The 24,404-nt window shown below is 60.8% G+C and carries 31 protein-coding genes; 5 read left to right on the forward strand and 26 right to left on the reverse strand.

The genetic code is table 11. The annotated features are described in order from the left end of the window. The first annotated feature begins 39 nt into the window (after positions 1 to 39). A complete protein-coding gene (locus QEN71_RS28065; protein WP_201655345.1) occupies positions 40 to 2,430 on the forward strand; it encodes a penicillin-binding protein 1A in 2,391 nt (796 codons plus the stop codon). Between the two features lie 101 nt (positions 2,431 to 2,531). Here QEN71_RS28065 and cyaY read toward each other — a convergent pair whose 3' ends face one another. Further along, positions 2,532 to 2,849 carry an iron donor protein CyaY gene (cyaY, locus tag QEN71_RS28070; protein ID WP_201655342.1) on the reverse strand — a complete coding sequence of 106 codons (318 nt, stop codon included), beginning with the start codon at positions 2,847 to 2,849 and terminating at the stop codon, positions 2,532 to 2,534. Positions 2,850 to 2,884: 35 nt separating this feature from the next. Here cyaY and lptM point away from each other — a divergent pair, with 35 nt between their 5' ends. Beyond that, positions 2,885 to 3,184 carry an LPS translocon maturation chaperone LptM gene (lptM, locus tag QEN71_RS28075; protein WP_201655339.1) on the forward strand — a complete coding sequence of 100 codons (300 nt, stop codon included), beginning with the start codon at positions 2,885 to 2,887 and terminating at the stop codon, positions 3,182 to 3,184. Between the two features lie 9 nt (positions 3,185 to 3,193). After that, positions 3,194 to 4,456, forward strand: coding sequence for a diaminopimelate decarboxylase (gene lysA / locus QEN71_RS28080; protein WP_201655336.1), 1,263 nt, complete (start codon positions 3,194 to 3,196; stop codon positions 4,454 to 4,456). Between the two features lie 80 nt (positions 4,457 to 4,536). On the opposite strand, the gene msrQ is transcribed toward lysA, so the two are convergent. The 5 genes from msrQ to QEN71_RS28105 all read right to left on the reverse strand — a co-directional run bounded on the left by msrQ (position 4,537) and on the right by QEN71_RS28105 (position 10,646). After that, a complete protein-coding gene (gene msrQ / locus QEN71_RS28085; protein ID WP_201655333.1) occupies positions 4,537 to 5,238 on the reverse strand; it encodes a protein-methionine-sulfoxide reductase heme-binding subunit MsrQ in 702 nt (233 codons plus the stop codon). A gap of 10 nt (positions 5,239 to 5,248) precedes the next feature. After that, entirely contained in the window at positions 5,249 to 6,244 is a 996-nt protein-coding gene (gene msrP, locus QEN71_RS28090) for a protein-methionine-sulfoxide reductase catalytic subunit MsrP (protein WP_201655330.1), read from the reverse strand. Positions 6,245 to 6,418: 174 nt separating this feature from the next. After that, a complete protein-coding gene (ccsB, locus tag QEN71_RS28095; RefSeq protein WP_201655327.1) occupies positions 6,419 to 7,636 on the reverse strand; it encodes a c-type cytochrome biogenesis protein CcsB in 1,218 nt (405 codons plus the stop codon). 4 nt (positions 7,637 to 7,640) lie between these two features. Continuing rightward, on the reverse strand, positions 7,641 to 9,866 hold the full coding sequence (locus QEN71_RS28100; RefSeq protein WP_201655323.1) for a cytochrome c biogenesis protein ResB: 2,226 nt from the start codon (positions 9,864 to 9,866) through the stop codon (positions 7,641 to 7,643). Positions 9,867 to 9,992: 126 nt separating this feature from the next. Next, entirely contained in the window at positions 9,993 to 10,646 is a 654-nt protein-coding gene (locus QEN71_RS28105; protein ID WP_201655320.1) for a c-type cytochrome, read from the reverse strand. A gap of 279 nt (positions 10,647 to 10,925) precedes the next feature. On the opposite strand from QEN71_RS28105, the gene yihA reads away from it, so the two are divergent. Beyond that, entirely contained in the window at positions 10,926 to 11,591 is a 666-nt protein-coding gene (gene yihA / locus QEN71_RS28110) for a ribosome biogenesis GTP-binding protein YihA/YsxC (protein ID WP_201655317.1), read from the forward strand. 247 nt (positions 11,592 to 11,838) lie between these two features. Continuing rightward, complete coding sequence (gene hemB / locus QEN71_RS28115) at positions 11,839 to 12,837, forward strand: porphobilinogen synthase (RefSeq protein WP_201655314.1); 999 nt, start codon at positions 11,839 to 11,841, stop codon at positions 12,835 to 12,837. A gap of 126 nt (positions 12,838 to 12,963) precedes the next feature. Here the strand turns inward: hemB and dsbD are convergent, their stop codons facing one another. The 20 genes from dsbD to rplN all read right to left on the reverse strand — a co-directional run bounded on the left by dsbD (position 12,964) and on the right by rplN (position 24,394). Further along, complete coding sequence (dsbD, locus tag QEN71_RS28120) at positions 12,964 to 14,817, reverse strand: protein-disulfide reductase DsbD (RefSeq protein ID WP_201655311.1); 1,854 nt, start codon at positions 14,815 to 14,817, stop codon at positions 12,964 to 12,966. Further along, complete coding sequence (cutA, locus tag QEN71_RS28125; RefSeq protein WP_377791460.1) at positions 14,810 to 15,142, reverse strand: divalent-cation tolerance protein CutA; 333 nt, start codon at positions 15,140 to 15,142, stop codon at positions 14,810 to 14,812. The genes dsbD and cutA overlap by 8 nt, the downstream gene beginning before the upstream one ends. 150 nt (positions 15,143 to 15,292) lie before the next feature. Then, on the reverse strand, positions 15,293 to 15,688 hold the full coding sequence (gene rplQ, locus QEN71_RS28130; RefSeq protein ID WP_007730705.1) for a 50S ribosomal protein L17: 396 nt from the start codon (positions 15,686 to 15,688) through the stop codon (positions 15,293 to 15,295). Positions 15,689 to 15,840: 152 nt separating this feature from the next. Continuing rightward, entirely contained in the window at positions 15,841 to 16,818 is a 978-nt protein-coding gene (locus QEN71_RS28135; protein WP_007730697.1) for a DNA-directed RNA polymerase subunit alpha, read from the reverse strand. A gap of 124 nt (positions 16,819 to 16,942) precedes the next feature. Then, entirely contained in the window at positions 16,943 to 17,566 is a 624-nt protein-coding gene (gene rpsD, locus QEN71_RS28140; protein WP_201655306.1) for a 30S ribosomal protein S4, read from the reverse strand. Positions 17,567 to 17,712: 146 nt separating this feature from the next. Continuing rightward, a complete protein-coding gene (rpsK, locus tag QEN71_RS28145) occupies positions 17,713 to 18,117 on the reverse strand; it encodes a 30S ribosomal protein S11 (protein WP_006052224.1) in 405 nt (134 codons plus the stop codon). 28 nt (positions 18,118 to 18,145) lie between these two features. Next, the gene (rpsM, locus tag QEN71_RS28150; RefSeq protein ID WP_013589830.1) at positions 18,146 to 18,511 is read right to left on the reverse strand and encodes a 30S ribosomal protein S13; all 366 of its coding nucleotides are present in this window, start codon (positions 18,509 to 18,511) and stop codon (positions 18,146 to 18,148) included. Positions 18,512 to 18,552: 41 nt separating this feature from the next. Further along, positions 18,553 to 18,669: a 50S ribosomal protein L36 gene (gene rpmJ / locus QEN71_RS28155; RefSeq protein ID WP_004199844.1), complete on the reverse strand. Its 117-nt coding sequence runs from the start codon at positions 18,667 to 18,669 to the stop codon at positions 18,553 to 18,555. Between the two features lie 20 nt (positions 18,670 to 18,689). Next, on the reverse strand, positions 18,690 to 18,908 hold the full coding sequence (gene infA, locus QEN71_RS28160; protein WP_004521905.1) for a translation initiation factor IF-1: 219 nt from the start codon (positions 18,906 to 18,908) through the stop codon (positions 18,690 to 18,692). Positions 18,909 to 18,916: 8 nt separating this feature from the next. Further along, positions 18,917 to 20,263 carry a preprotein translocase subunit SecY gene (secY, locus tag QEN71_RS28165; protein ID WP_152767452.1) on the reverse strand — a complete coding sequence of 449 codons (1,347 nt, stop codon included), beginning with the start codon at positions 20,261 to 20,263 and terminating at the stop codon, positions 18,917 to 18,919. Positions 20,264 to 20,309: 46 nt separating this feature from the next. Continuing rightward, complete coding sequence (rplO, locus tag QEN71_RS28170; protein ID WP_028367645.1) at positions 20,310 to 20,744, reverse strand: 50S ribosomal protein L15; 435 nt, start codon at positions 20,742 to 20,744, stop codon at positions 20,310 to 20,312. Between the two features lie 30 nt (positions 20,745 to 20,774). Then, positions 20,775 to 20,957: a 50S ribosomal protein L30 gene (gene rpmD, locus QEN71_RS28175; RefSeq protein WP_004202755.1), complete on the reverse strand. Its 183-nt coding sequence runs from the start codon at positions 20,955 to 20,957 to the stop codon at positions 20,775 to 20,777. A gap of 10 nt (positions 20,958 to 20,967) precedes the next feature. Then, positions 20,968 to 21,486 (reverse strand): 30S ribosomal protein S5, encoded by a 519-nt coding sequence (gene rpsE, locus QEN71_RS28180; protein WP_007730604.1) that lies wholly within the window; start codon positions 21,484 to 21,486, stop codon positions 20,968 to 20,970. Between the two features lie 14 nt (positions 21,487 to 21,500). Then, positions 21,501 to 21,866, reverse strand: coding sequence for a 50S ribosomal protein L18 (gene rplR / locus QEN71_RS28185; RefSeq protein WP_008923336.1), 366 nt, complete (start codon positions 21,864 to 21,866; stop codon positions 21,501 to 21,503). A 12-nt stretch (positions 21,867 to 21,878) separates the two neighbouring features. Continuing rightward, entirely contained in the window at positions 21,879 to 22,409 is a 531-nt protein-coding gene (gene rplF / locus QEN71_RS28190; protein WP_028367646.1) for a 50S ribosomal protein L6, read from the reverse strand. Positions 22,410 to 22,428: 19 nt separating this feature from the next. Then, positions 22,429 to 22,824, reverse strand: a complete 396-nt coding sequence (gene rpsH, locus QEN71_RS28195) for a 30S ribosomal protein S8 (protein ID WP_007730595.1) — start codon at positions 22,822 to 22,824, stop codon at positions 22,429 to 22,431. 14 nt (positions 22,825 to 22,838) lie between these two features. After that, positions 22,839 to 23,144 carry a 30S ribosomal protein S14 gene (gene rpsN / locus QEN71_RS28200; RefSeq protein ID WP_007730586.1) on the reverse strand — a complete coding sequence of 102 codons (306 nt, stop codon included), beginning with the start codon at positions 23,142 to 23,144 and terminating at the stop codon, positions 22,839 to 22,841. A 7-nt stretch (positions 23,145 to 23,151) separates the two neighbouring features. Next, positions 23,152 to 23,691 carry a 50S ribosomal protein L5 gene (rplE, locus tag QEN71_RS28205; protein WP_201655303.1) on the reverse strand — a complete coding sequence of 180 codons (540 nt, stop codon included), beginning with the start codon at positions 23,689 to 23,691 and terminating at the stop codon, positions 23,152 to 23,154. A 16-nt stretch (positions 23,692 to 23,707) separates the two neighbouring features. Continuing rightward, entirely contained in the window at positions 23,708 to 24,016 is a 309-nt protein-coding gene (rplX, locus tag QEN71_RS28210; RefSeq protein ID WP_201655300.1) for a 50S ribosomal protein L24, read from the reverse strand. A 9-nt stretch (positions 24,017 to 24,025) separates the two neighbouring features. Continuing rightward, on the reverse strand, positions 24,026 to 24,394 hold the full coding sequence (gene rplN / locus QEN71_RS28215; protein WP_012402188.1) for a 50S ribosomal protein L14: 369 nt from the start codon (positions 24,392 to 24,394) through the stop codon (positions 24,026 to 24,028). Positions 24,395 to 24,404 lie beyond the last annotated feature (10 nt).

Consider the following 24,404-nt stretch of genomic DNA (forward strand, 5'->3'; position numbering starts at 1 on the left):
CGGGCGGCTATAATCGCGGGACCGTTTTCTGGTGTTCATATGCAATCCACGACTCCTACGTCTCCGCCTCCCGCACCGCAGAAGCGCAAGCGTCCCCTCTGGCTGAAGATCCTCCTGGGTTTCTTCGGGCTGATTCTGGCCGGGATCATGTGCGTCGTACTCGTGCTGGGTTATGCGCTGGTCGTCGCGACGCCCAATCTGCCGTCGCTCGACGCGCTCACCGACTATCGTCCGAAAGTGCCGTTGCGCATCTATACGGCCGACCACGTGCTGATCGGCGAATTCGGCGAAGAGCGGCGCGACATCGTGCACATGCGCGAGGTGCCGGACAATCTGAAGAAGGCCGTGCTCGCGATCGAAGATGCCCGCTTCTACGATCACGGCGGCGTCGATCTGACGGGCATCGCGCGAGCGAGCATCGTCGCGCTCACGAACGGCCACGCCACGCAAGGCGCGAGCACGATCACGATGCAGGTGGCGCGCAACTTCTTCCTCTCCAGCGAGAAGACGTACACACGCAAGATCTACGAGATGCTGCTCGCGTACAAGATCGAATCGAAGCTGAGCAAGGATCAGATTCTCGAGGTGTACATGAATCAGATCTATCTCGGCCAGCGCGCGTATGGCTTTGCGAGCGCGGCGCGCGTGTACTTCGGCAAGGACATGAAGGATCTCTCGCTGGCCGAATGCGCGATGCTGGCCGGTCTGCCGAAGGCGCCTTCGGCGTACAACCCGGTGGTGAATCCGAAGCGCGCGAAGGTGCGTCAGGAATACATTCTCCAGCGCATGCTGGAACTCGGCTACATCACGCAGGACCAGTACGAGACGGCGAGCCACCAGCCGCTCATCGTCAAGGGCGCGGGCAAGGAATTCAGCGTGCACGCGGAATACGTCGCGGAAATGGTACGGCAGATGATGTACGCGCAGTATCGTGAAGAGGCGTACACGCGCGGCCTGAATGTCGTGACGACGATCGATTCCGCCGATCAGGACGCCGCCTACCACGCGCTGCGCAAAGGCTTGCTGGACTACGAGCGGCGTCACGGCTATCGCGGTCCGGAAGCGTTCATCGACTTGCCCGCCGAGGCCGACGAGCGCGAGCAGGCAATCGACGACGCGCTGCTCGAACATCCCGACAACGGCGAGATCATCGCGGCCGTGGTGACGTCTGCCAGTCCGAAGCAGGTGAAGGCCACGTTGATCGACGGCAACGGCGTGACGATTCAGGGCGACGGCCTGCGCTACGCAACGTTCGCGTTGAGTTCGCGCGCGCAGCCGAACCAGCGCGTGCGGCCGGGCGCGATCATCCGTATCGTGAAGAACGACGACGGCGACTGGTCGATCACGCAATTGCCGCAGATCGAAGGCGCGTTCGTCTCGGTCGTGCCGCAGGATGGCGCGATCCGCGCGCTCGTCGGCGGCTTCGACTTCAACAAGAACAAGTTCAATCACGTGACGCAGGCGTGGCGCCAGCCGGGTTCGAGCTTCAAGCCGTTCATCTACTCGGCGTCGCTCGAAAAGGGTCTTGGACCGGCAACCGTCATCAACGACGCACCGCTTTTCTTCAGTGCCGCCGAAACAGGCGGCCAGGCGTGGGAGCCGAAGAACTACGGCGGCGGCTTCGACGGCCCGATGTCGATGCGCACCGCGCTGCAGAAGTCGAAGAACCTCGTGTCGATCCGTATCCTCAATCACATCGGCACGAAATACGCGCAGCAGTACATCACGCACTTCGGTTTCGACGCGGACCGTCATCCCGCGTATCTTCCGATGGCGCTCGGCGCGGGCCTCGTCACGCCGCTGCAGATGGCGGCCGGCTACTCGGTGTTCGCGAACGGCGGTTATCGCGTGAACCCGTATCTGATCGCCGAAGTGACGGACCAGCGCGGCATGGTGGTCGCACACGCCGAACCGCTCGTCGCGGCCAGCAACGCCCCGCACGCAATCGAGCCGCGCAACGCGTACGTGATGAACAGCCTGCTGACGAGCGTCGCACAGCGCGGCACAGGCGCGAAATCGAACGTATTGAAGCGCACCGATCTCGCGGGCAAGACGGGCACCACCAACGATTCGCGCGACGCGTGGTTCGCCGGCTATCAGCACACGTTGTGCGCGATCGCGTGGATGGGCTACGACAATCCGCGCAGCCTCGGCGACAAGGAAACGGGCGGCGGGCTCGCGCTGCCCGTGTGGATCGACTACATGGGACGCGCGCTAAAGGGCGTGCCCGAGTACAAGATGCCGATGCCGGAAGACGTCGTGACGATCAGCGACGAGCTGTACTTCGACGACTTCACGCCGGGCAACGGCTTCGTGTCGACGGTCGGCGTGACGCAGCCCCCGCCGGGAGCAAGCGATGCGAGCGGTGCACCCGCCGCCGTCGGCGCGCAGGAGAAAGAGGACATCATGAACCTGTTCAAAGGCCACTAGGTCCGGACCGCTGCCCGAAAAAAAGCCGCCGCGTATCGAACGCGGCGGCTTTTTTATTTCTGCGCACATGCACGGGCTGCGAGTGCGTCAAGGCGATCCGCTTACGGCGCAATCTCGACCGCCTCGCCCGCCTGCTGCGTCGCGTAGTCGGACAACGCGGCGTAGAACTCGGTGCCATTGCGCGTATCGCGCCACTCGTCGTCGACGAAACGGAAGTGATAACCGCCCGATTTCGCGGCGATCCAGATTTCCTGCATCGGCGGTTGCAGGTTGACGATGATCTTCGTCCCGTTCTCGAATTCGAGTGTCAGCACATTGCCGCTGCGCTCGAATTCGATGTCGGCATCCGAGTCGTCGAGAGAGCGTTCGATGGCCGCAAGAACGGCCTCGGCGCGGGTCAGGTATTCACTGTCGGACATGCTAAACTCCAGCGATTATTTATTCAGGGATAGTCATGCGAGTCGTTTTCCGGACGAGCGGCACGGCCACGATTGCAGCGACTCTGGCTATTGTCGCAGGTGTCGCGCTCAGCGGCTGCGGACAACGCGGCTCGCTCTATCTGCCGGCCGTTCCGCCTCTTCCGGCCAAACCGACTGCACAGACGCAGCCCGCCTCGCCCGACGAAGCGAAATCCGCCGCCGACGCTCAAGGTTCGATTCCCGATACGTCGGGTACGCCGCTGTCCCTGTCGCCCGATTCCGAATTGCGCACTGCGCCTGCCCAACCGGCATCGGCTGCATCCGAAGCTCAATAAGACTGTCGCATGACTCAATCCGCTTTTGCTTACACCGACGGCGTACTGCACGCTGAAGGCGTGTCCGCCGTGTCGCTTGCCGAGCAGTTCGGCACGCCGCTCTACGTCTACTCGCGCGACGCGCTGACCAAAGCGTGGCACGCATACGCCGACGCATGCGCTGGCCGCCGCGCCACCGTGCACGTCGCCGTCAAGGCGAACAGCAACCTGGCCGTGCTGAACCTGTTCGCGCGCATGGGCGCAGGGTTCGACATCGTGTCGGGCGGCGAACTGGCGCGTGTGCTGGCGGCGGGCGGCAAAGCGGAAAACACGGTGTTTTCCGGCGTCGGCAAGAGCGTCGCGGAAATGCGCGAAGCGCTCGCGGCCGGCGTGAAGTGCTTCAACGTCGAATCGATTCCTGAACTCGACCGCCTCAATGCGGTTGCGGGCGAAATGGGCAAGACGGCGCCCGTGTCGCTGCGCGTGAATCCCGATGTCGACGCGAAGACGCATCCGTATATTTCGACGGGCCTCAAGTCGAACAAATTCGGTGTCGCGTTCGACGACGCGCGCGCCACGTATCGCGCCGCCGCGGCGATGAAGCATCTCGACGTGGTCGGCATCGATTGCCATATCGGTTCGCAGATCACGGAAGTCGCGCCGTATCTCGATGCCGTCGACAAGCTGCTCGAACTCGTCGATCAGATCGAAGCGGACGGCGTGAAGATCAAGCATGTCGACGTAGGCGGCGGTCTCGGCATCACGTACGACGATGAAACGCCGCCCGACATCGGCGACTTCGTGCGCACGCTGCTCGACCGGATCGAAGCGCGCGGCCACGGTCATCGCGAAGTGTATTTCGAGCCGGGTCGCTCGCTGGTCGGCAACGCAGGCATGCTGCTCACGCGCGTCGAATTCCTCAAGCCCGGTGCTGAGAAGAACTTTGCGATCGTCGACGCTGCGATGAACGACCTCGCGCGTCCCGCGATGTACGAGGCGTATCACGCAATCGAACCCGTCGTGCAGCGTGACGGCGACAAGCATGTCTACGACATCGTCGGTCCCGTTTGCGAGAGCGGCGACTGGCTCGGCCGCGACCGCGAACTCGCCGTCGAACCCGGTGATCTGCTCGCCATCCTTTCGGCAGGCGCGTACGGTTTCGCGATGAGCTCGAACTACAACACGCGTGGCCGTGCGGCCGAAGTGATGGTCGACGGAGACAAGGCGTACGTCGTGCGCAAACGCGAGGAAGTGAAGGATCTGTTCGCGGGCGAGACGGTTCTGCCGAAATAACGCGTTCCGGACGTTCAAAGTAAAAAGGCGATGCGCTCACAACGCATCGCCTTTTTTGTCGCTTTCAGCTTTTGGGGCGGTCAGCTTCTCGCACGAATCCGGTCGCGCGCCCAGATAACCAGACGCCATCCCAGTAGCGCGATCACGATTGCACCGTAAATCTTCGGCAAGATCAGATCGTGCTTGCCCGCCTTCATCCACCAGAAATGCAGGATCGCGAGCGCCGCGATCAGGTAGATCGCGCGGTGCAGCGTCTGCCAGCGACGGCCAAGCTTGCGCACCATCGCTTTCGGCGACGTGACGGCCAGCGGAATCAGCAGCATGAACGCTGCGAAGCCCACCGTGATGAACGGTCGCTTGCCGATGTCTTTCACGATCTCGGCGAGATCGAACCACTTGTCGAACCAGAAGTACGTCGTGAAATGCAGCGCGCCGTAAAAGAACGCGTAGAGGCCGAGCATCCGGCGAAAGCGCAGCAACGCGTTCCAGCCTGTCAGCTTGCGCACCGGCGTCACAGCGAGCGTGATGCAGATGAACACGAGCGTCCACAAGCCCGTCGATCGCGTGATGAATTCGATCGGATTCGCGCCGAGGCCGCCCGTGAAGCCGAACAGCACGATGCGCGCGAGCGGATACAGCGCCGCGGCGAATACGGCGATCTTCGCGGGCACGATCCAGCCGTTCGCGGCTGCGCCTGCGTTCGTCTTGCGCGGTGTAGCGGCACGCTTCGCCGCGTTGGCGTCCGCTCGCGCCGCCATAGTTCGTGTCGTGTCGGTTCCCATGCGCGCCGCCTCAGAAGTTCTTCTTCAGGTCCATGCCCTGATACATCGACGCGACCAGATCGCCGTAGCCGTTGTACATCAGCGTCTTGCGCTTCGGCGTGAAAAAGCCGTCCTCACCGATGCGCCGTTCCGTCGCCTGACTCCAGCGCGGGTGATCGACGTTCGGATTCACGTTCGAATAGAAGCCGTATTCATTCGGCGCGTAGGTGTTCCAGCTGGTCGGCGGCTGCTTGTCGACGAAGCGGATCTTCACCAGCGACTTCGCGCTCTTGAAGCCGTACTTCCACGGCACGATGATCCGCACGGGCGCGCCGTTTTGATTCGGCAGCACCTGACCGTAAACGCCCATCGTCAGCAGCGTCAGCGGGTTCATCGCTTCGTCCATCCGCAAGCCTTCGGAATAAGGCCATTCGAGAATCGGCTCGGACAAACCGGGCATCTGCGACGGATCGGCGAGCGTGATGAACTGCACATACTTTGCGTTGGCCGTCGGCTGCGCGCGCTTGATCACTTCCGACAGCGGAATGCCGATCCACGGAATCGCCATCGACCAGCCCTCGACGCAACGCAGCCTGTACACGCGCTCTTCGAGCGGCGCGAGCTTCAGCAATTCGTCGATGTCGTAGACCTTCGCGTTCTTCACCTCGCCTTCGACACTCACCTTCCACGGACGCGCCCGCAACGAACCTGCGTTGTGCGCCGGGTCGCTCTTGTCGGTGCCGAACTCGTAGTAGTTGTTGTAGGTGGTGATGTCCTTGTACGGCGTGACCTTGTCGGTGACGACGAACTTCGGATTGGTCTTCGCGCCGAGCTTCTGCGCCTTCGGGTCCTGCGCCGGATACTCGGCGAACGCCTCGCCGTGCACACCGATCAGTCCGCCGAGCGCGACCGCGCCCGCCGCCTGCAAGATTCGCCGGCGATTCTCGAACACGCGTTGCGGCGTAATTTCGCTGCGCGCGATGTCGTCGCCATACAGTTGGCTCCGGTCGCTTCGCTTGATCCACATGCTGAAACTCCTTGCCGGGCGTTGCCCGTCCATCGGTATTCGTTCGACTCGCGCGTGGGAGTCGTCGTTCGTCGTTTTGTTAACACACGCGGCGCGCAATCCTTCCATATCGGCATAAAAAAACCGCCGGTGCAGTGCACACGGCGGTTTTTCATCATTCGAAACGGACGGATCTTACAGCTTGCCGTAGCTATGCAGCCCCGACAGGAACATGTTGACGCCGAGGAACGCGAAGCTCGTCACGAGCAGGCCCGTCAGCGCCCACCACGCCGCCACCGTGCCGCGCAGGCCCTTCATCAGCCGCATGTGCAGCCACGCCGCGTAGTTCAGCCAGACGATCAGCGCCCACGTTTCCTTCGGGTCCCAGCTCCAGTAGCCGCCCCATGCTTCCGCGGCCCACAGCGCGCCGAGAATCGTCGCGATCGTGAAGAACGCGAAGCCGACGGCGATCGATTTGTACATCACGTCGTCGAGCACATCGAGCGTCGGCAGCCGGTCGGACAGCACGCCTCGCTCCTTCATCAGATACGCGACGCCGACCATCGCCGACAGCGCAAAGCTGCCGTAGCCGATGAAGTTTGCCGGCACGTGAATCTTCATCCACCAGCTTTGCAGCGCGGGGACGAGCGGCTGGATCTGCTGCGCGTCGCGCGAGATCGAGTACCACATCAGGAAGCCGACGGCCGCGCTGATCACCAGCAGCACGAACGCGCCGAGCGAGCGCGTGTTGTAGTGCCGCTCGTAGTACAGATAGAACAGCGCGGTGATCAGGCTGAACAGCACGAACACTTCGTACAGGTTCGAGATGGGAATGTGCCCGACGTCCGAGCCGATCAGATACGACTCGTACCAGCGCACCATCAGGCCGACGAAACCCATCAGCACCGCGACCCACGTCATCTTCGAACCGATCGCGCTGCCCGACGGCGAACGCGACAGCATGCCGATCCAGTAGAACAGCGTGGCGAGCACGAAGAGCGCGCTCATCCAGAGGATGGCCGACTGGCTCGAGAGGAAATACTTGAGGAAGAACGCGTGATCGGCGCGAGTCAGATCGCCGCCGTAGATCTGGATCGCCGAGAGCGACAGCACGGCAATGCACGCCATCAGCAGACGGGAAGGCTTCCAGCGCCAGCCGAGCACGACCATCGCGGGCACCGTGCACACCAGCACCAGCTTGTCGTAGTAATTCATGTACTCGTGGTAGCGCGACAGCGCGAACCCCGCGCCCGCGACCAGCGCCAGCGCGAACAGCCAGTCGGTCAGACCGAGGCGCTTCAGGAATGGACGGTCGTCCAGCAACGTCTCGCCAGGCAGATGCGGGGTCGAATGAGCCACCGTATCGGCGCGCGGCTTGGCGCGCGAAGATGAGGAAACTTGAGTCAGGTCCATGTGCTTACCGGGTCGAATCGGTTGAATCTGCGGACGCCTCGCTCGTTGCGTGGTCGGCGTTCTTTGCCTCGCGGGCGGAATCGGCATCGACTGGCTTGCCGCCCAGCGCCGCGCCCACCGCATCGCGCGTCTGGAGGAATTCCTTTTCGAAATCGAACGTCTTGCGCGCCGTCGACATCGCCATCACTACGTTCACGCCGCGGTCCGCGTCCTTGAGCCAGAACCACAGGCGCCGCTCGCGGACGTAGAACATCGAAAAGATGCCCAACACGAGGAGCAGGCTGCCAAGATACACGACTTTTTTGCCCGGCGCGCGCGTCAACTGAAATACCGAAGCTTGCACCTGCTTGAAGGAGTCAAGCTGCAAATAGACGGGCGAACCGTACAGAAAGCTGTCGGATATCGCGTTGATCGAGCTCTGGACGAAGCGGCTCGTGTTGGCGTCAGCCGTTGCGGGCGGTTCTCCCGCCTGCTTGCGCGCGATCTGCCAGACGTCCCACATCGATCCCTCCAGCATACGAAGCAAGAGTCCTGCCGCCTTCTCCTGCTCGCCCTTGGGGACGGAGCGGTCGATGAACGCGGCGATCGCCTGGAAGCCACCAACCTTCTGACCATTGACCGCCTTGCCGAGCGTCGCGTCGTCGCCGGCGAAGAGCGTCAGCACGCGCGATGCGCTTTCTTCCAGATGCTGCTGCAGTTCCGCGTTCGACTGCACCGAGCGCAGCGCGAAATCGCGCGCCGCCTGGGCGCGCACCGCCGGATCTTCGAGCGCCGAGCGGATGTGCATCCACTCGTTGACGGTGCCGCCGGCGTCGGCGGGAATGCGCAGGTAGCGGAACGCGTCGTCCGGATTGGCACGCATGCCGGCGAGAAACACGCGCTCGCCGCTCACGTCGACGGGCAGCATGTAGTTGTTGTACTCGCGCGCCTGGCCGTCCTTGTCGCGCACCTTGTACTGGACCGACGGGCCCACGTTGCGCAGGTCGACCGGCTTCGACGTCTTCGCGCCGGAGCCGAGCCGCTCGTCGAAGGCTTCTTTCAGCGACTGATGCGCCGCGACGCCACGAGCGTCGTTCTGGCCGTTGCCGTTCGAAATGTTCTCGACGTTGATCGCGCGGAAATCGGCGAATTCGACGGTCTGGCCATCGGCGCCGGGAATCGACGCGCCCAGCACCTTCGAGCCGCCGATCTCACCGTTGAACGGTTCGGTCTTGATGTTGCTGCCCGTCATCGGCCAGGCCGTCATCTGCATCTGCGAACCGCCGTCCTGAAAGCTCGATTGATAGATCGACACGCCGTCGTACTCGAACGGCTTGTTCACTTCGACGCGCGCCGGAATGCGCTCGCCCGTCTTGTGATCGATCACGACGATGTCGCTCGCGAAGAGCTTCGGCATGCCCGTCGTGTAGTAATCGACGATGAACTTCTTCAGTTCGATCGAAAACGGCAGGTCCTGGATCAGCGAGCCGTCCTGCTGGTTCAGGATCGCCGTCGACACGTGCTGGCCTTCGGGCACCCACGCATAGCCGCGGAACGTCGGATTGCCCTGCGCCAGCCGATGCTCGGGCGGAATGTCGTTGATGACGGTGTTACTGCGGATCGGCGTCTTGTCGAACAGCCACATCTGCAGCTTGATAGGCAGATTGCTGTCCAGCAGCCCGCCGATACAGATGATGACGATCGCCAGGTGCGCGGAGATGTAGCCGAGCTTGGTCAGCGCGCCACGCTTCGCCGCGATCAGCGTCGCGCCTTCGCTTTCGCGCGTCACGAACTTGTAGCCGAGCTTCGTCGAGAGCTTGCCGAGCGTGCCCGCAGCTTGCGCGCGCGTCGCGTTCGGCACCGCGAACTCGCCCTTGTGATGGAACGCGCGCAGGCTGCCTTCGCGGACCTTGTCCTTCCAGCTCTTCGTGTCCGCGATCATCTTCGGCGTGTTGCGGATCACGCACAGCGAGACCGACACGACCAGAAAGCCGAGGATCAGCATGAACCACCACGCGCTGTACACGTTGTACAGGCTCAGCGAGCGGAAGATGTCGGCCCAGAACGGCCCGAACTGGTTCACGTAGTTCGGATACGGGTCGTCCTGCGTAAGAACTGTGCCGATGATGCTCGCGATCGACAGGATCACGAGCAACGAAATTGCAAAGCGCATCGAACTCAGCAATTCGACCGACGTGCGCACGAAGCGCTGACGCGACTTCACTTCCAGACCCGACGTGGTGACGCTCATTCAAACTCCGACTGAACAGCAAAAAAGGGTGCAGGGACATCGCTGCTTGCGATTCCCTCACCCTTTTCTTGTTTTCTCGCCAGCCGCTTGACAGTCTTGCAGCCGGCTTCGCTTTCGTACGGACTCTTAATGCAAGCCCGCGATGTAATCGGCGACAGCCTTGATCTCGCTATCCGACAGGCGGGATGCAATGGCGTGCATCGCTTCGTTGTTGTTGCGCGCGCCCGGCCCCTGCGTGAACGCGTTCAACTGTGCCACGGTGTAATCCGACCATTGCCCCGAGATGCGCGGATACTGCGACGGAATGCCCTGACCCGTCGGCCCGTGACAGCTCGCGCAGGCCGGCACGCCCTTATCGGCGACGCCCGCGCGATAAATCTTCTGCCCGAGGGGCACCGTGTCCTTGTTGTGCGCGTAACCCGGCTTCGGTGCCTGTGACGCAAAGTACGCCGCCACGTTGACCATGTCCTGATCGGTCAACGCTGCCGCCATGCCTGCCATGATCGCATTGTTGCGAGCGGCCTGCTTGGCGCCGGCTTGCGTCTTGAAGTCCTTGAGTTGCTTGACGAGATATTCGGGATGTTGCCCGGCAAGCTTGGGATAGGCGCCGCCCGCGCTGTTGCCATCTGCACCGTGACACGAAGCGCATACCTGCGCTGCGATTGCCTGCCCCCGATTCAAATCCGGCTTTGTCTGATCTGCCGCTCTTGCCTGTGCTGCCAAACCTGAAAGACCTGCTGCTGTGTGAAGCACCACCAGAAACTTGCCCAGTCGATTCATTCGCACACCCTGTTTCGTCTTGTGGGAATTAGAGGTTCTGCAAAATACGACAGCGACCACCCGGTCGCCGAGGCCCGCGCGGCGGCCTCACAGGTTTTCAGTAAACCATCGTATTGTACAATAACTCGCTAATCGATCTGGCGCCAGTCGGGCCTCCACGGGCTTCACGGCGCGGCCTTCACGGCGGAGCTGCATCGCCTTGCACGGCATTTCACCATCTCCGTCGATGTGCGCAGGACGTCCGCTCGACGTCCATTCACCCGTCCTTCTGGTCTTCTCATGTCGTCTTTCCTGCTCCACCAAGCCCGCTTCTTCACGACCGTCAATCATTTGCGCGATCTTCCGCCTTCGACGCAGCCAGAGGTCGCTTTCGCCGGGCGGTCGAACGCGGGGAAGTCGACGGCCATCAACATCCTCTGCAACCAGAAGCGGCTCGCATTCGCCAGTAAGACGCCTGGGCGCACACAGCACATCAACTATTTCTCGGTCGGGCCGGCGGACGAACCCATCGCGAATCTCGTCGACCTGCCCGGCTACGGCTACGCCGAAGTGCCCGGTGCGGCCAAGGCGCATTGGGAGCAGTTGCTGTCGAGCTATCTGCAAACGCGTTCGCAGCTGCGCGGCATGATCCTGATGATGGACTCGCGCCGGCCGCTCACGGAACTGGATCGGCGGATGATCGAGTGGTTCGCGCCGACGGGCAAGCCGATTCACACTTTGCTCACCAAGTGCGACAAATTGACCCGGCAAGAGAGCGTGAACGCGCTGCGCGCAACGAAGAAAGGGTTGGATGAATATCGCGCGGCGGGTTATCAGGGCGAACTGAGCGCCCAGCTCTTTTCGGCGCTCAAGCGGATTGGCCTCGATGAGGCGCACGAACTGATCGAAAGCTGGATCGCGCCCGATCTGGCGGGCGATTCCGTCGATCCCGCCGCTGCAGAATAAAGCCTTTGTAAGGCCGAAACGCCCGCCGCGACACGCTCCCGGCGCTTTTCGTTCGCCCAGAAAAAAACCCGCCGCTTGTTAACGGCGGGTTAAACAGCCTAATCGAAAAACGACAGGCACCCGCTCAGGGAGGAGAAGCGGGGAGGTCAGCGCTAGGCGCCTTGCTCGATCGGTATGATATACCATTGTCTCGAAAAGTTTCTGGCAGGGGCCCGCCAGCATTTTTGACTTTTGCAGATATCCTCACATGAGCTTCTATCCGCATCACCGCCCGCGCCGCATGCGCCGGGACGAGTTCTCGCGCCGCATGATGCGCGAAAACATTCTCACCACCAATGATCTGATTTACCCCGTCTTCGTGATCGAAGGGACGAACGTGCGTCAGGCCGTTCCGTCGATGCCGGGCGTCGAGCGCGTATCGGTCGACCTGCTGCTGGGTGTCGCCGAGCAATGCGTGGAACTCGGCGTGCCTGTGCTGTCGCTGTTTCCGGTGATCGAGCCGTCGCTGAAGACGCCCGATGGCCGCGAGGCGACCAACGAAGCCGGACTGATTCCGCGCGCCGTACGCGAACTGAAGAAGCATTTCCCAGAACTGGGTGTGCTGACGGACGTTGCGCTCGATCCGTACACGAGCCACGGTCAGGACGGCGTGCTCGATGAAAATGGCTACGTGATCAACGACGAAACCGTCGAGATTCTCGTCGAGCAGGCACAGACTCAAGCGCAAGCAGGTGTCGACATCGTCGCGCCGTCCGACATGATGGACGGCCGGATCGGCTCGATCCGCGAGATGCTCGAGAGCGAAGGCCACATCCACACACGGATCATGGCTTACTCGGCGAAGTTCGCGTCCGCGTTCTACGGCCCGTTCCGCGATGCCGTGGGTTCCGCAGCGAACCTCGGCAAGGGCAACAAGATGACGTATCAGCTCGATCCCGCCAATTCGGACGAGGCGCTGCGCGAAGTGCGCGCAGACATCGACGAAGGCGCGGATATGGTGATGGTCAAGCCGGGCATGCCGTATCTGGATATCGTCCGGCGCGTAAAGGACGAATTCCGCTTTCCGACGTACGTGTACCAGGTGAGCGGCGAGTACGCGATGCTGAAGGCTGCCGCGCAGAACGGCTGGCTGGATCACGACAAAGTGATGATGGAGTCGCTGCTCGCGTTCAAACGCGCGGGCGCTGATGGCGTGCTGACGTATTTCGCGCTGGATGCTGCGCGCTTGCTGCGGGCGCAGAAGTGAGCTTTCGGCCGCGGATCGAGACGCGGCCGTGTCGTGGTTATGACGAGAAGCGGAGGTTGCCTTGCGGCGGCCTCCGCTTTTTCATTCCTGGGCTTGGCTGCGTCTGGATGCCAGTTGGTCGTGGACTCAGGTCTGAGGCCCGGGCATCGCCCGGTCGAGACTCTTCAGAAATGTATCCGCCGACTCATACCCGACGACGCGCAGCACCTCTTTCCCACCGCGATCGAAAAAGATTATTCCGGGCGGCCCGAACAGGTTGAAGCGTTTGAGAAGCACCTGATCGTCGGTATTGTTCGCGGTGACATCCGCCCGCAGCAGGTTCATCTGCTTCAACCTCGCCTGCACGCGCGGGTCACTGAACGTGAACTTCTCCATTTCCTTGCAGCTGACGCACCAGTCTGCGTAAAAATCGAGCATAGCGGGCTGTGCAGCCGTTTTGACGGCTTCATCGAGTTGACCTGATGAGCGCACCGGGGCAAACGAGAGATCGCTCTGCTGGGCCTGCTCGGAGGCCCCGTTCGACGAATGACCGGCGAGCACCGCGAGCGGCTTCAGCGGATCCGTCGAACCCGCAGCCAGACCGACCAGCAAGGTCGCGGCCCAGATCGCCAATGCGGCGCCGACGCCGCGCCCCAGTCCGCGCCAGATCGAGCCTGCGCCCGCATGAGGAGAAAACAGTCCCAGAGCGGCCGCCGCGATCAACAGCCACAACGCTGCCAGCAACATTTGCGGGATCGGTGCCAACACTGGCCAGACGATCCACAGTGCCGCCGCGAGCAGGATCACGCCGAAGAAAATCTTCACGCCGTCCATCCAGGCCCCGGCGCGCGGCAGCAACGTACCCGCGCCGAGCCCGATGATCAACAAGGGCACGCCGAGGCCGATGCCCATGGAAAACAGGGCCGCGCCGCCTAACACCGCGTTTCCTGTGTGCGCGATGAAGGCAAGTACCGCAAAGAGAGGTGCCGTCATGCACGCACCGACCACCAGCGCCGATAGCGCGCCCATCACCGCGACAGCGGCGAACTTGCCGCCCGACCGGCTCTCCGAAGCCTTCGACACGCCGCTCTGCCAGCGCTGGGGCAACACGATATCCACGCCAGCGATCAGCGTCAGCGCAAACAGCGTGAGTAGAACCGCAAATGCACCCAACACCCATGGGTTCTGAAGCCAGGCACCGAGGCTCTGGCCAACCAGCGCGGCCGCGATGCCGAGCACCGTGTACACGAGCGCCATCCCGACCACATAAGCCAGCGAGAGCGAAAAACCGCGCGCCCGCGTGACACGTGGCCCTTCGCCGATGATGATTGCCGACAGAATCGGAATCATCGGATACGAACATGGCAACAGGCTCAGCACGACGCCGGCGACGAAATAGAGACCTACGATCGCGAAGAAGCCGCCGCCTTGAAGCAACGATTGCGCGTAGTCGGCACTTGTTGCACGCTCGTACCACGACGCGCCGTCTGGCGCTTCCTGTGTCTCAGGCTTCTGCGCGGTGCCGGCGACGGCGGCATGCAGCGCGGCCCCCGTAACGTGATAGACCCGCTCCATTGGCGGATAGCAGATGCCTGCGTCTGCGCAGCCTTGCGACGTCACTGCGAGATCGAACGGACCGTTCGCCTGGCTTACGGGCACGCGAACGGTCAGTTCTCCACGATACGTTTCGACGTTCTTATTGAAGGTCTGATCGAACTTCACGTGCCCCGCAGGCAATTGCGCCCCACCGATCGTGGCCGTACCGTTGCGCGTCGCAAAAGCGAAGCGCTCGCGATACATGTAATAACCATCGGCGATCTTGTAGTGAACCAGCACCTCGCCCGGCTGCTCCGACGCGCTGAATTTGAACGCATCAGCGGGATCGAGGAAGTCGTCAGCGCGGACAGCGCCGACCGAAGTCAACGACAGGAGCAAAATGCCGACGATAAGGGTGAGAACGCGCGAGAGATCGCGCCAGTGACGGGACAAACCGTTAAACATGGATCGGGCGTTGCGTTTCGGTGTTCACCCATTGGCCATACGCGGCCGATGCGGTGACTTGCCAGGAAAGGATTTCGGGCGTGTCGTACGGATGCTGAGCCTGGATGAATCGTTCGAGTTCGAGCGCTCGCGCGACGCTCGTCTTGAACATCAACTGGATCTCTTCCGCCGATTCGATCTTGCCCTGCCAGTGGTAGCTCGATTGAACGCTGCCGAGCTGCGTCACACAGGCAGCAAGACGTGCTGAAAGCGCGTCCTGAGCTAATTTCTGCGCCGTCGCGAGGTCCGGCACGGTCGTCAACACCAAGCTAACATTCACGTTCACCGACCGCTCCAACGCATTCCAAAACAGGGTGACGGTATCGTATCACCTTGTCCCGGCACCTCGCTCGCGCGTCGAACGGCATAGGAAAAACGCACTCTGAAAACAAAAAAGCCAGGCTTTCGCCTGGCTTTTTAGCTGTTGTCAGAACGCTTATTCAGCTTCTGCAACGTTTTCGACTTCCTCGACTTCCGGACGGTCGAGCAGTTCGACCAGTGCCATCGGTGCGTTGTCGCCGACGCGGAAACCGAACTTCAGGATGCGCAGATAGCCACCCGGACGGTTTGCAAAGCGCGGGCCCAGCACGTCGAACAGCTTCGTGACCGAGTCACGATCGCGCAGGCGGTTGAATGCCAGACGGCGATTTGCCAGCGACGGCTTCTTGCCGAGCGTGATCAGCGGCTCGACGACTTTACGGAGTTCCTTCGCCTTCGGCAGCGTCGTCTTGATGACTTCGTGCTCGATCAGCGAGTTGGACATATTACGGAGCATTGCCAGACGGTGGCTGCTCGTGCGGTTCAGTTTCCGCAGACCATGACGGTGACGCATTTCAATTTCCTTGAATCAAAGTTTTGGTCCAGCTCTTCTATCGCTTTCTGTGAGTCCGAAAGCACAGGCCGGTAGTGAAAAAGGCAAGACGCGGATTTTAAAGGAAAATCCGCGTCTTGACCACTTGCGGTACGACTTCTGTTCGACGCGTATTACTTGTCGAGACCAGCCGGCGGCCAGTTTTCGAGCTTCATCCCGAGCGTCAGACCGCGCGAAGCGAGCACTTCCTTGATCTCGTTCAGCGACTTGCGGCCCAGGTTCGGCGTCTTCAGCAGCTCGTTTTCCGTGCGCTGGATCAGGTCGCCGATGTAATAGATGTTCTCGGCCTTCAGGCAGTTCGCCGAACGAACCGTCAGTTCGAGATCATCGACCGGACGCAGCAGGATCGGGTCGATCTGCGGAGCGCGCGACGGTGCTTCTGCCGCTGCTTCCGTGCCTTCCAGCGCCGCGAACACCGACAGCTGATCGACCAGAATACGCGCCGATTGACGGATCGCTTCTTCCGGCGAAATCACGCCATTGGTTTCGATGTTCATCACGAGCTTGTCGAGGTCGGTACGCTGTTCGACGCGCGCGCTTTCAACTGCGTAGCTCACACGGCGAACCGGCGAGAACGACGCGTCCAGCACGATACGACCGATGATCTTGGCCGACTCTTCGCCGTAACGACGCACGTTGCCCGGCACATAGCCACGGCCCTTTTCGACCTTGATCTGCACGTCGAGCTTGCCGCCCTTCGACAGATGCGCGATCACGTGATCCGGGTTGATCACTTCGCAATCGTGCGCGAGTTCGATGTCGCCGGCCGTAACGACGCCTTCGCCTTCCTTGCGCAGCGTAACCGTCACTTCATCACGGTTATGCAGCTTGAACACCACGCCCTTCAGGTTCAACAACAGGTTGACCACGTCCTCTTGCACACCATCGAGCGTCGAGTATTCGTGCACGACGCCTGCGATCGTCACTTCGGTCGGCGCATAGCCCACCATCGACGACAGCAGCACGCGCCGAAGCGCGTTACCCAAGGTGTGGCCATAACCGCGTTCAAACGGTTCCATGACCACTTTCGCGTGGCTTTCGCCAAGCGATTCAACTGCGATGATCTTGGGTTTCAACAAACTGGTTTGCATAGGTTTTCCTTTTCAATACCCTCGGCTCGTTACACCGATAAGGCTGACCGGTAACAACCTGAAAATAAACAGCCGAGGTGCTCCCTTGCCTAACGCAATCAGGGAACCTCGGCCGTTAATCCGATTAGCGCGAATACAATTCGACGATCAGGCTTTCGTTGATGTCGCCAGCGATGTCGCTGCGTTCCGGCATACCCTTGAACGTGCCTTCGAACTTCTTCGAATCGACAGCAACCCAGCTCGGCATGCCACCTTGTTCAGCCAGCGACAGGGCTTCCAGGATACGCGCCTGCTTCTTCGACTGCTCGCGCACCGCGACCACATCGCCTGCCTTCACTTGCAGCGACGGGATGTTCGCGACGACGCCGTTCACCGTGATTGCCTTGTGGCTCACGAGCTGACGCGCTTCAGCGCGCGTCGAGCCGAAGCCCATGCGATACACGACGTTGTCCAGACGCGACTCGAGCAGCTTCAGCAGGTTTTCACCCGTGTTGCCCTTGCGACGGTCGGCTTCAGCGAAGTAACGGCGGAATTGGCGCTCGAGCACGCCGTAGATGCGCTTCACTTTTTGCTTTTCGCGCAGCTGCGTGCCGTAATCGGACGTACGAGCGCCCGACGTGCGGCCATGTTGACCCGGCTTGCTGTCAAGCTTGCACTTGTCAGCGAGCGAACGACGTGCGCTCTTCAGGAAGAGATCGGTGCCTTCACGGCGAGACAGCTTGGCTTTAGGGCCGATATAGCGTGCCACTTTGCATTCCTTCTATGATTAATCACGTGAACTTTCATTCACGCTAGTCCGAGCCCTTTGGGTCGAACGGTGGGCTTAGTTAATTCAATAACGCAAGCAGCCTGCTACCGCCTTTAGCGGCAACAGGCGCATGCGGAGCAAGCGTCTTAGATACGACGACGCTTCGGCGGACGGCAGCCGTTGTGCGGAACCGGCGTCACGTCGGAGATCGCGGTGATCTTGATGCCAAGACCATGCAGCGCGCGCACCGCGGACTCGCGGCCAGGACCGGGGCCCTTGATCCGCACTTCGAGGTTCTTCACGCCGTATTCCATCGCCACGCGGCCAGCCGATTCGGCTGCGACCTGAGCTGCAAACGGGGTCGACTTACGCGAACCCTTGAAGCCCTGGCCACCCGACGTTGCCCAGGCCAATGCATTGCCTTGACGGTCGGTGATCGTGATGATGGTGTTGTTGAACGACGCGTGAACGTGAACCACGCCCTCGGCGACGTTCTTCTTGACCTTCTTGCGAACGCGTTGCGCCGCGGAGTTGTTCGAAGCCTTAGCCATTACGTTTTCCTGTAACTGTCAGTCTCGCTTACTTCTTCAGCGATTGTGCTGCACGACGCGGACCCTTGCGCGTACGAGCATTCGTACGGGTACGCTGGCCACGCAGGGGCAGGCCCTTGCGATGGCGCACGCCACGATAGCAACCGAGGTCCATCAGGCGCTTGATGTTCATCGTCGTTTCACGGCGCAGATCGCCTTCAACGATGAACTTGCCGACTTCTTCACGCAGCTTTTCGAGGTCTGCGTCGGTCAGGTCCTTAACCTTCTTCGAAAATGCCACACCAGCTGCGACGCAAATGTCGCGCGAACGCGTGCGGCCAACACCGTAAATAGCCGTCAGGCCGATTTCGGTATGCTGGTGATTCGGGATGTTAACCCCTGCGATACGAGCCATTGTTTTTCCTCAAACAAAAAGCGCAAACAAAAGCGCGGCGTTCAGCCTTGACGCTGCTTGTGGCGCGGATCAGAGCTGCAAATCACGCGAACGACGCCCTTGCGCTTGATGATCTTGCAATTGCGGCAAATGCGCTTAACCGATGCCATCACTTTCATGATATTACCCTTTTTCTAAATCACTTCGCCCGGAACACGATCCGCGCACGCGACAGATCGTAAGGCGTCAATTCAACCGTCACCTTGTCGCCCGGAAGGATACGGATGTAGTGCATCCGCATCTTGCCGGAGATATGCCCCAATACGACATGGCCGTTTTCCAGCTTCACCCGGAAGGTAGCATTGGGGAGGTTTTCGATAACCTCGCCCTGCATCTGGATTACATCGTCTTTGGCCATAAGTCCTTTCAACGCATCGGGACGCCGCCGCCCTTGAAGTTTGCCTTCTTCAGCAGCGACTCATACTGTTGCGACATAACGTACGACTGCACCTGCGCCATGAAATCCATTGTGACGACGACAATGATCAGCAGCGACGTTCCACCAAAATAAAACGGCACATTCCAGCGCAGCACCAAAAACTCGGGCAGCAAGCAAACGAACACGATGTAGATCGCACCGGCCAACGTAAGACGCGTCAGGATGCGGTCGATATAGCGTGCCGTCTGGTCACCCGGACGGATACCCGGGACGAATGCACCACTTTTCTTCAGGTTGTCGGCCGTCTCTCTGCTGTTGAACACCAGCGCGGTGTAGAAGAAGCAGAAGAACACGATCGCCAACGCATACAGCAACACGTACACCGGCTGACCGGGCTTAAGCGCTTCGGCCACATTGTGCAACGTGTCCGCGAACCAGCCAGTCCGCGATCCAGAACTAAACCAGTTCAGGATGGTTGCCGGGAACAGGATGATCGACGATGCGAAGATCGGCGGAATCACGCCCGACATGTTCAGCTTCAACGGCAGATGCGACGACTGTCCACCGTAAATCTTGTTGCCAACCTGCCGCTTTGCGTAGTTCACAAGGATCTTGCGCTGGCCGCGTTCGATGAACACCACCAGATACGTTACCGCAGCAATCAGCGCGACCACGATGATCGCCGAGATGATGCTCATCGAGCCGGTGCGAACCAGTTCAAAGAGACCACCAATCGCGTTCGGGAAACCCGCCGCGATACCGCCGAAAATGATGATCGAAATGCCGTTACCCAGACCGCGTTCCGTGATCTGCTCACCGAGCCACATCAGGAACATCGTGCCGGTCACGAGCGTCACAACCGTCGTCAGCCGGAAGACCATGCCAGGATCGATCACCAATGCCGGCTGGTTTTCCAGCGCAACAGCGATACCGAAAGCCTGGAACGTCGCCAGAACCACCGTGAAGACACGCGTGTACTGCGTGATCTTCCGCTGTCCTGCCTGCCCTTCCTTCTTCAGCGCTTCCAGCTGCGGCGAGACGATCGCCAGCAACTGCATGATGATCGACGCCGAGATGTACGGCATGATCCCCAGCGCGAAAATCGTGAACCGCGAAAGTGCGCCACCCGAGAACATGTTGAACATGCCAAGGATGCCGCCCGACTGGCTTTGGAACAACTTTGCCAGTTGGTCCGGGTCGATACCCGGCACCGGAATATGCGCGCCAACACGGTAGACGACCAGCGCCAGCAGCAGGAATACTGCCCGCCGACGCAGATCGCCAAACTTCGCCGCGCTTCGACCGGGTTTTGCGAGACTCGGGCTGTTAGCCAAGTACCTTCTCCGATGCAAATGCTAGTGACGGCAATCGACTTGCACGTTACTCGGCGAAAGAACCGCCCGCTGCTTCGATCGCAGCGCGCGCGCCCTTCGTCGCACCCAGACCCTTCACAACGACCTTGCGCTTCAGCTCGCCCGTCGCGATGATCTTGGCGCTGGTCATCATCTCGCCGATCAGACCGGCTTGCTTCAGTGCCAGCAGATCGATTTCGTCGACCGGCAGCTTTTCCAGGTCGCCGAGGCGCACTTCACCGACGAATTCCTTCGTCAGCGACGTAAAGCCACGCTTCGGCAGACGGCGTTGCAGAGGCATCTGACCGCCTTCGAAGCCGACCTTGTGGAAGCCACCCGAACGCGATTTCTGACCCTTGTGACCACGGCCAGCGGTCTTGCCGAGGCCGGAGCCGATGCCGCGACCCACGCGACGCTTTGCGTGCTTCGCGCCTTCAGCCGGCTTCAGGTTATTCAATTCCATTATCAACTCCTTGAGTGCCCGAACGGCCGCTTAGCCGATGACCTTAACGAGGTACGAGACCTTGTTGATCATGCCGCGCACAGCCGGCGTGTCCTGCAGCTCGCTAACCGAGTTCAGGCGACGCAGGCCAAGACCGCGCACCGTAGCGCGGTGCGATTCGCGGGTCCCAATCAGGCTCTTGACGAGCTGAACCTTGACAGTTTTTTCAGACATGGTGACCACCTTAGCCCAGAATGTCTTCGACGGACTTACCACGCTTCGCCGCGATGTCAGCCGGCGTCGACTGCTTGCGCAGACCGTCCAGCGTCGCACGAACGAGGTTGTACGGGTTCGTCGAACCGTGGCTCTTGGCCACGACGTTTTGCACGCCCATCACGTCGAACACTGCGCGCATCGGGCCGCCAGCGATCACGCCGGTACCGTCCTTCGCCGGAGCGAGGAGGACCGTCGATGCGCCGTGCTTACCGTGCACTTCGTGCTGCAACGTACCGTTCTTGAGCGGCACCTTGAACATGTTGCGGCGGGCCTGTTCCATTGCCTTCTGAACAGCGACCGGAACTTCCTTGGCCTTGCCCTTGCCCATGCCGACGCGGCCATCACCGTCGCCAACCACGGTCAGTGCGGCGAAGCCGAGAATCCGGCCACCCTTCACGACCTTGGTCACGCGGTTGACCGAAATCATCTTTTCGCGAAGGCCGTCGTCGCGTTCGTCAGCCTGAACTTTCGCTTGCATCTTTGCCATGACGAATTCCTTCCTTAGAACTTGAGCCCGGCTTCGCGCGCCGCATCAGCCAGCGCCTTCACGCGGCCGTGGTAGCGGAAACCCGAGCGGTCAAAGGCGACGGATTCGATGCCGGCAGCCTTAGCCTTTTCTGCGATGCGCTTGCCGATCAGGGTTGCAGCGGCGACGTTGCCGCCCTTGCCCGACTGGTCAGCCAGTTGCGCACGCACTTCGGCTTCGAGCGTCGATGCGCTTGCGAGCACCTTAGTGCCGCACGGCGAGAACACTTGCGCATAGATGTGCGTGTTCGTGCGATGCACGGCCAGACGCGCGACTTGCAGCTCAGCGATCTTGATCCGCGTCTGACGAGCGCGGCGCAGGCGAGATTGAGTCTTATCCATGATTGCGCACCCTTACTTCTTCTTCGTTTCTTTGAGGATCACAACCTCGTTGGCATAGCGCACGCCCTTGCCCTTATAGGGCTCCGGCGGACGATAGCCGCGCACTTCTGCAGCGACCTGGCCAACTTTCTGCTTGTCGATCCCCTTGATCACGATTTCGGTTTGCGACGGGGTTTCAGCCTTGACGCCTTCCGGCATCTGGTGCACCACGGGGTGCGAGAAACCCAACGACAGGTTCAGCTTGTCGCCTTGCGCTTGCGCACGATAACCAACGCCAACCAGCGTCAGCTTGCGCTCGAAACCCTTCGTCACGCCGTGCACCATGTTCGCGACCAGCGCGCGCATCGTGCCCGACATCGCATTTGCTTCGCGGCTCTCGTCAACCGGCTCGAACTTCAGCGTGCCGTTGTCGTTCACCACCTTCACCAGGCGATTCGCGTTCTGCGAAATCGAACCCAGCGGGCCCTTGACGGTAATGCGCTCGTCGCTCAGGGCCACTTCTGCGCCTTGCAGCGCGATCGGGCTTTTACCTACTCGAGACATGTTTCTTCTCCCTTCGGCTTTAAGCGACGTAGCAGATGACTTCGCCGCCGACGCCAGTAGCGCGCGCCTTACGGTCGGTCATCACACCCTTCGGCGTTGAAACGATCGCAACGCCCAGGCCATTCATGACCTGCGGGATGTCGTTGCGGCCGCGGTACACGCGCAGACCGGGCTTCGAAACGCGCTCGAGGCGCTCGATAACCGGACGGCCAGCGTAGTACTTCAACGCGATGTTCAATTCCGACTTCGCACCTTCAGCCTTCACTGCGAAATCGTCGATATAGCCTTCATCCTTCAGGACTTGCGCGATCGCAACCTTGACTTTCGACGAGGGCATCGTCACCGAAACCTTCTCAACCATCTGCGCGTTGCGGATGCGAGTCAGCATATCGGCGATAGGATCACTCATGCTCATTTATGTTTCTCCTATTACCAGCTCGCCTTGGTCAGGCCAGGGATCTCGCCGCGGAACGCGATTTCACGAATCTTGTTACGAGCCAGCCCGAATTTACGGAACGTGCCACGCGGGCGACCGGTGATCGCGCAACGGTTGCGCTTACGGGTCGGGTTCGAATTGCGCGGCAGTTGCTGCAACTCGAGGCGAGCTGCATAACGCTCTTCTTCCGACTTGCTTTGGTCGTCGATGATTGCCTTCAGCTCAGCACGCTTCGGTGCGAACTTGGCAGCCAGGCGCGCACGCTTCTTTTCACGTTCGATCAGTGCCAATTTAGCCACGGTAACCTCAGTTTCTGAACGGGAACTTGAAGCTGGCGAGCAGTGCCTTTGCTTCGTCGTCAGTCTTCGCAGTCGTCGTGATGCTGATGTTCAGCCCACGCAGCGCGTCGATCTTGTCGTAGTCGATTTCGGGGAAAATGATCTGCTCTTTCACACCGATGTTGTAGTTACCACGGCCGTCGAACGCCTTGCCCGACACGCCGCGGAAGTCGCGCACGCGGGGGAGCGCAACCGTCACGAAACGGTCGAGGAATTCGTACATTGCCTGGCCACGCAAAGTGACCATCGTGCCGATCGGGTAGCCTTCACGGATCTTGAAGCCCGCAATTGCCTTACGCGACTTCGTGATAACCGGCTTCTGGCCGGCGATCTTCGTGAGGTCGCCAACAGCATGCTCAAGGACCTTCTTGTCAGCGACGGCTTCACCAAGACCCATATTCAGGGTGATCTTGGTAAGGCGCGGCACTTCCATGATCGACTTGTAACCGAACTTCTCGATCAGGCCAGGAACGACCTTTTCTTTATAAAATTCTTGCAAACGTGCCATTTTTTACTCCGCAGCGTCAGGCGCTCAGAACAGCACCGGTCGTCTTCAGGAAACGGACCTTCTTGTCCCCTTCGACCTTGATGCCGACACGCGACGGCTTGCCGTTCGCGTCGACCAGCGCGACGTTCGAAATCTGCAACGGCATTGCCTTCGCTTCCACACCGCCCGTCGTACCCTTCATCGGGTTCGGCTTCACATGCTTCTTGGCGATATTGAGGCCTTCGACGGTCACACGGTTTTCGCCAACGGCCAGCACGACACCGCGCTTGCCCTTGTCTTTGCCGGTGATGACGACGACTTCGTCACCTTTACGAATCTTGTTCATCTCGGCTCCTTACAGCACTTCTGGCGCGAGCGAAACGATCTTCATGAAGCGCTCGCTGCGCAGCTCACGCGTGACCGGCCCGAAGATGCGGGTGCCGATAGGCTCGAGCTTGGTATTCAAAAGCACGGCGGCGTTGCCGTCGAACTTGATCAGCGAGCCGTCTTGACGGCGCACGCCCTTGGCGGTGCGAACCACCACAGCGTTGTAAATCTCGCCTTTCTTCACGCGCCCGCGCGGCGTTGCCTCTTTGACGCTCACCTTGATGATGTCGCCGATGTTGGCATAACGACGCTTCGAGCCGCCGAGCACCTTGATGCACATGACTTCACGTGCACCCGTGTTGTCGGCCACTTCGAGCCGAGTTTCGGTCTGGATCATGGTTTATCTT

The sequence above is a fragment of the Paraburkholderia sabiae genome (assembly GCF_030412785.1).
Classification (GTDB): domain Bacteria; phylum Pseudomonadota; class Gammaproteobacteria; order Burkholderiales; family Burkholderiaceae; genus Paraburkholderia; species Paraburkholderia sabiae.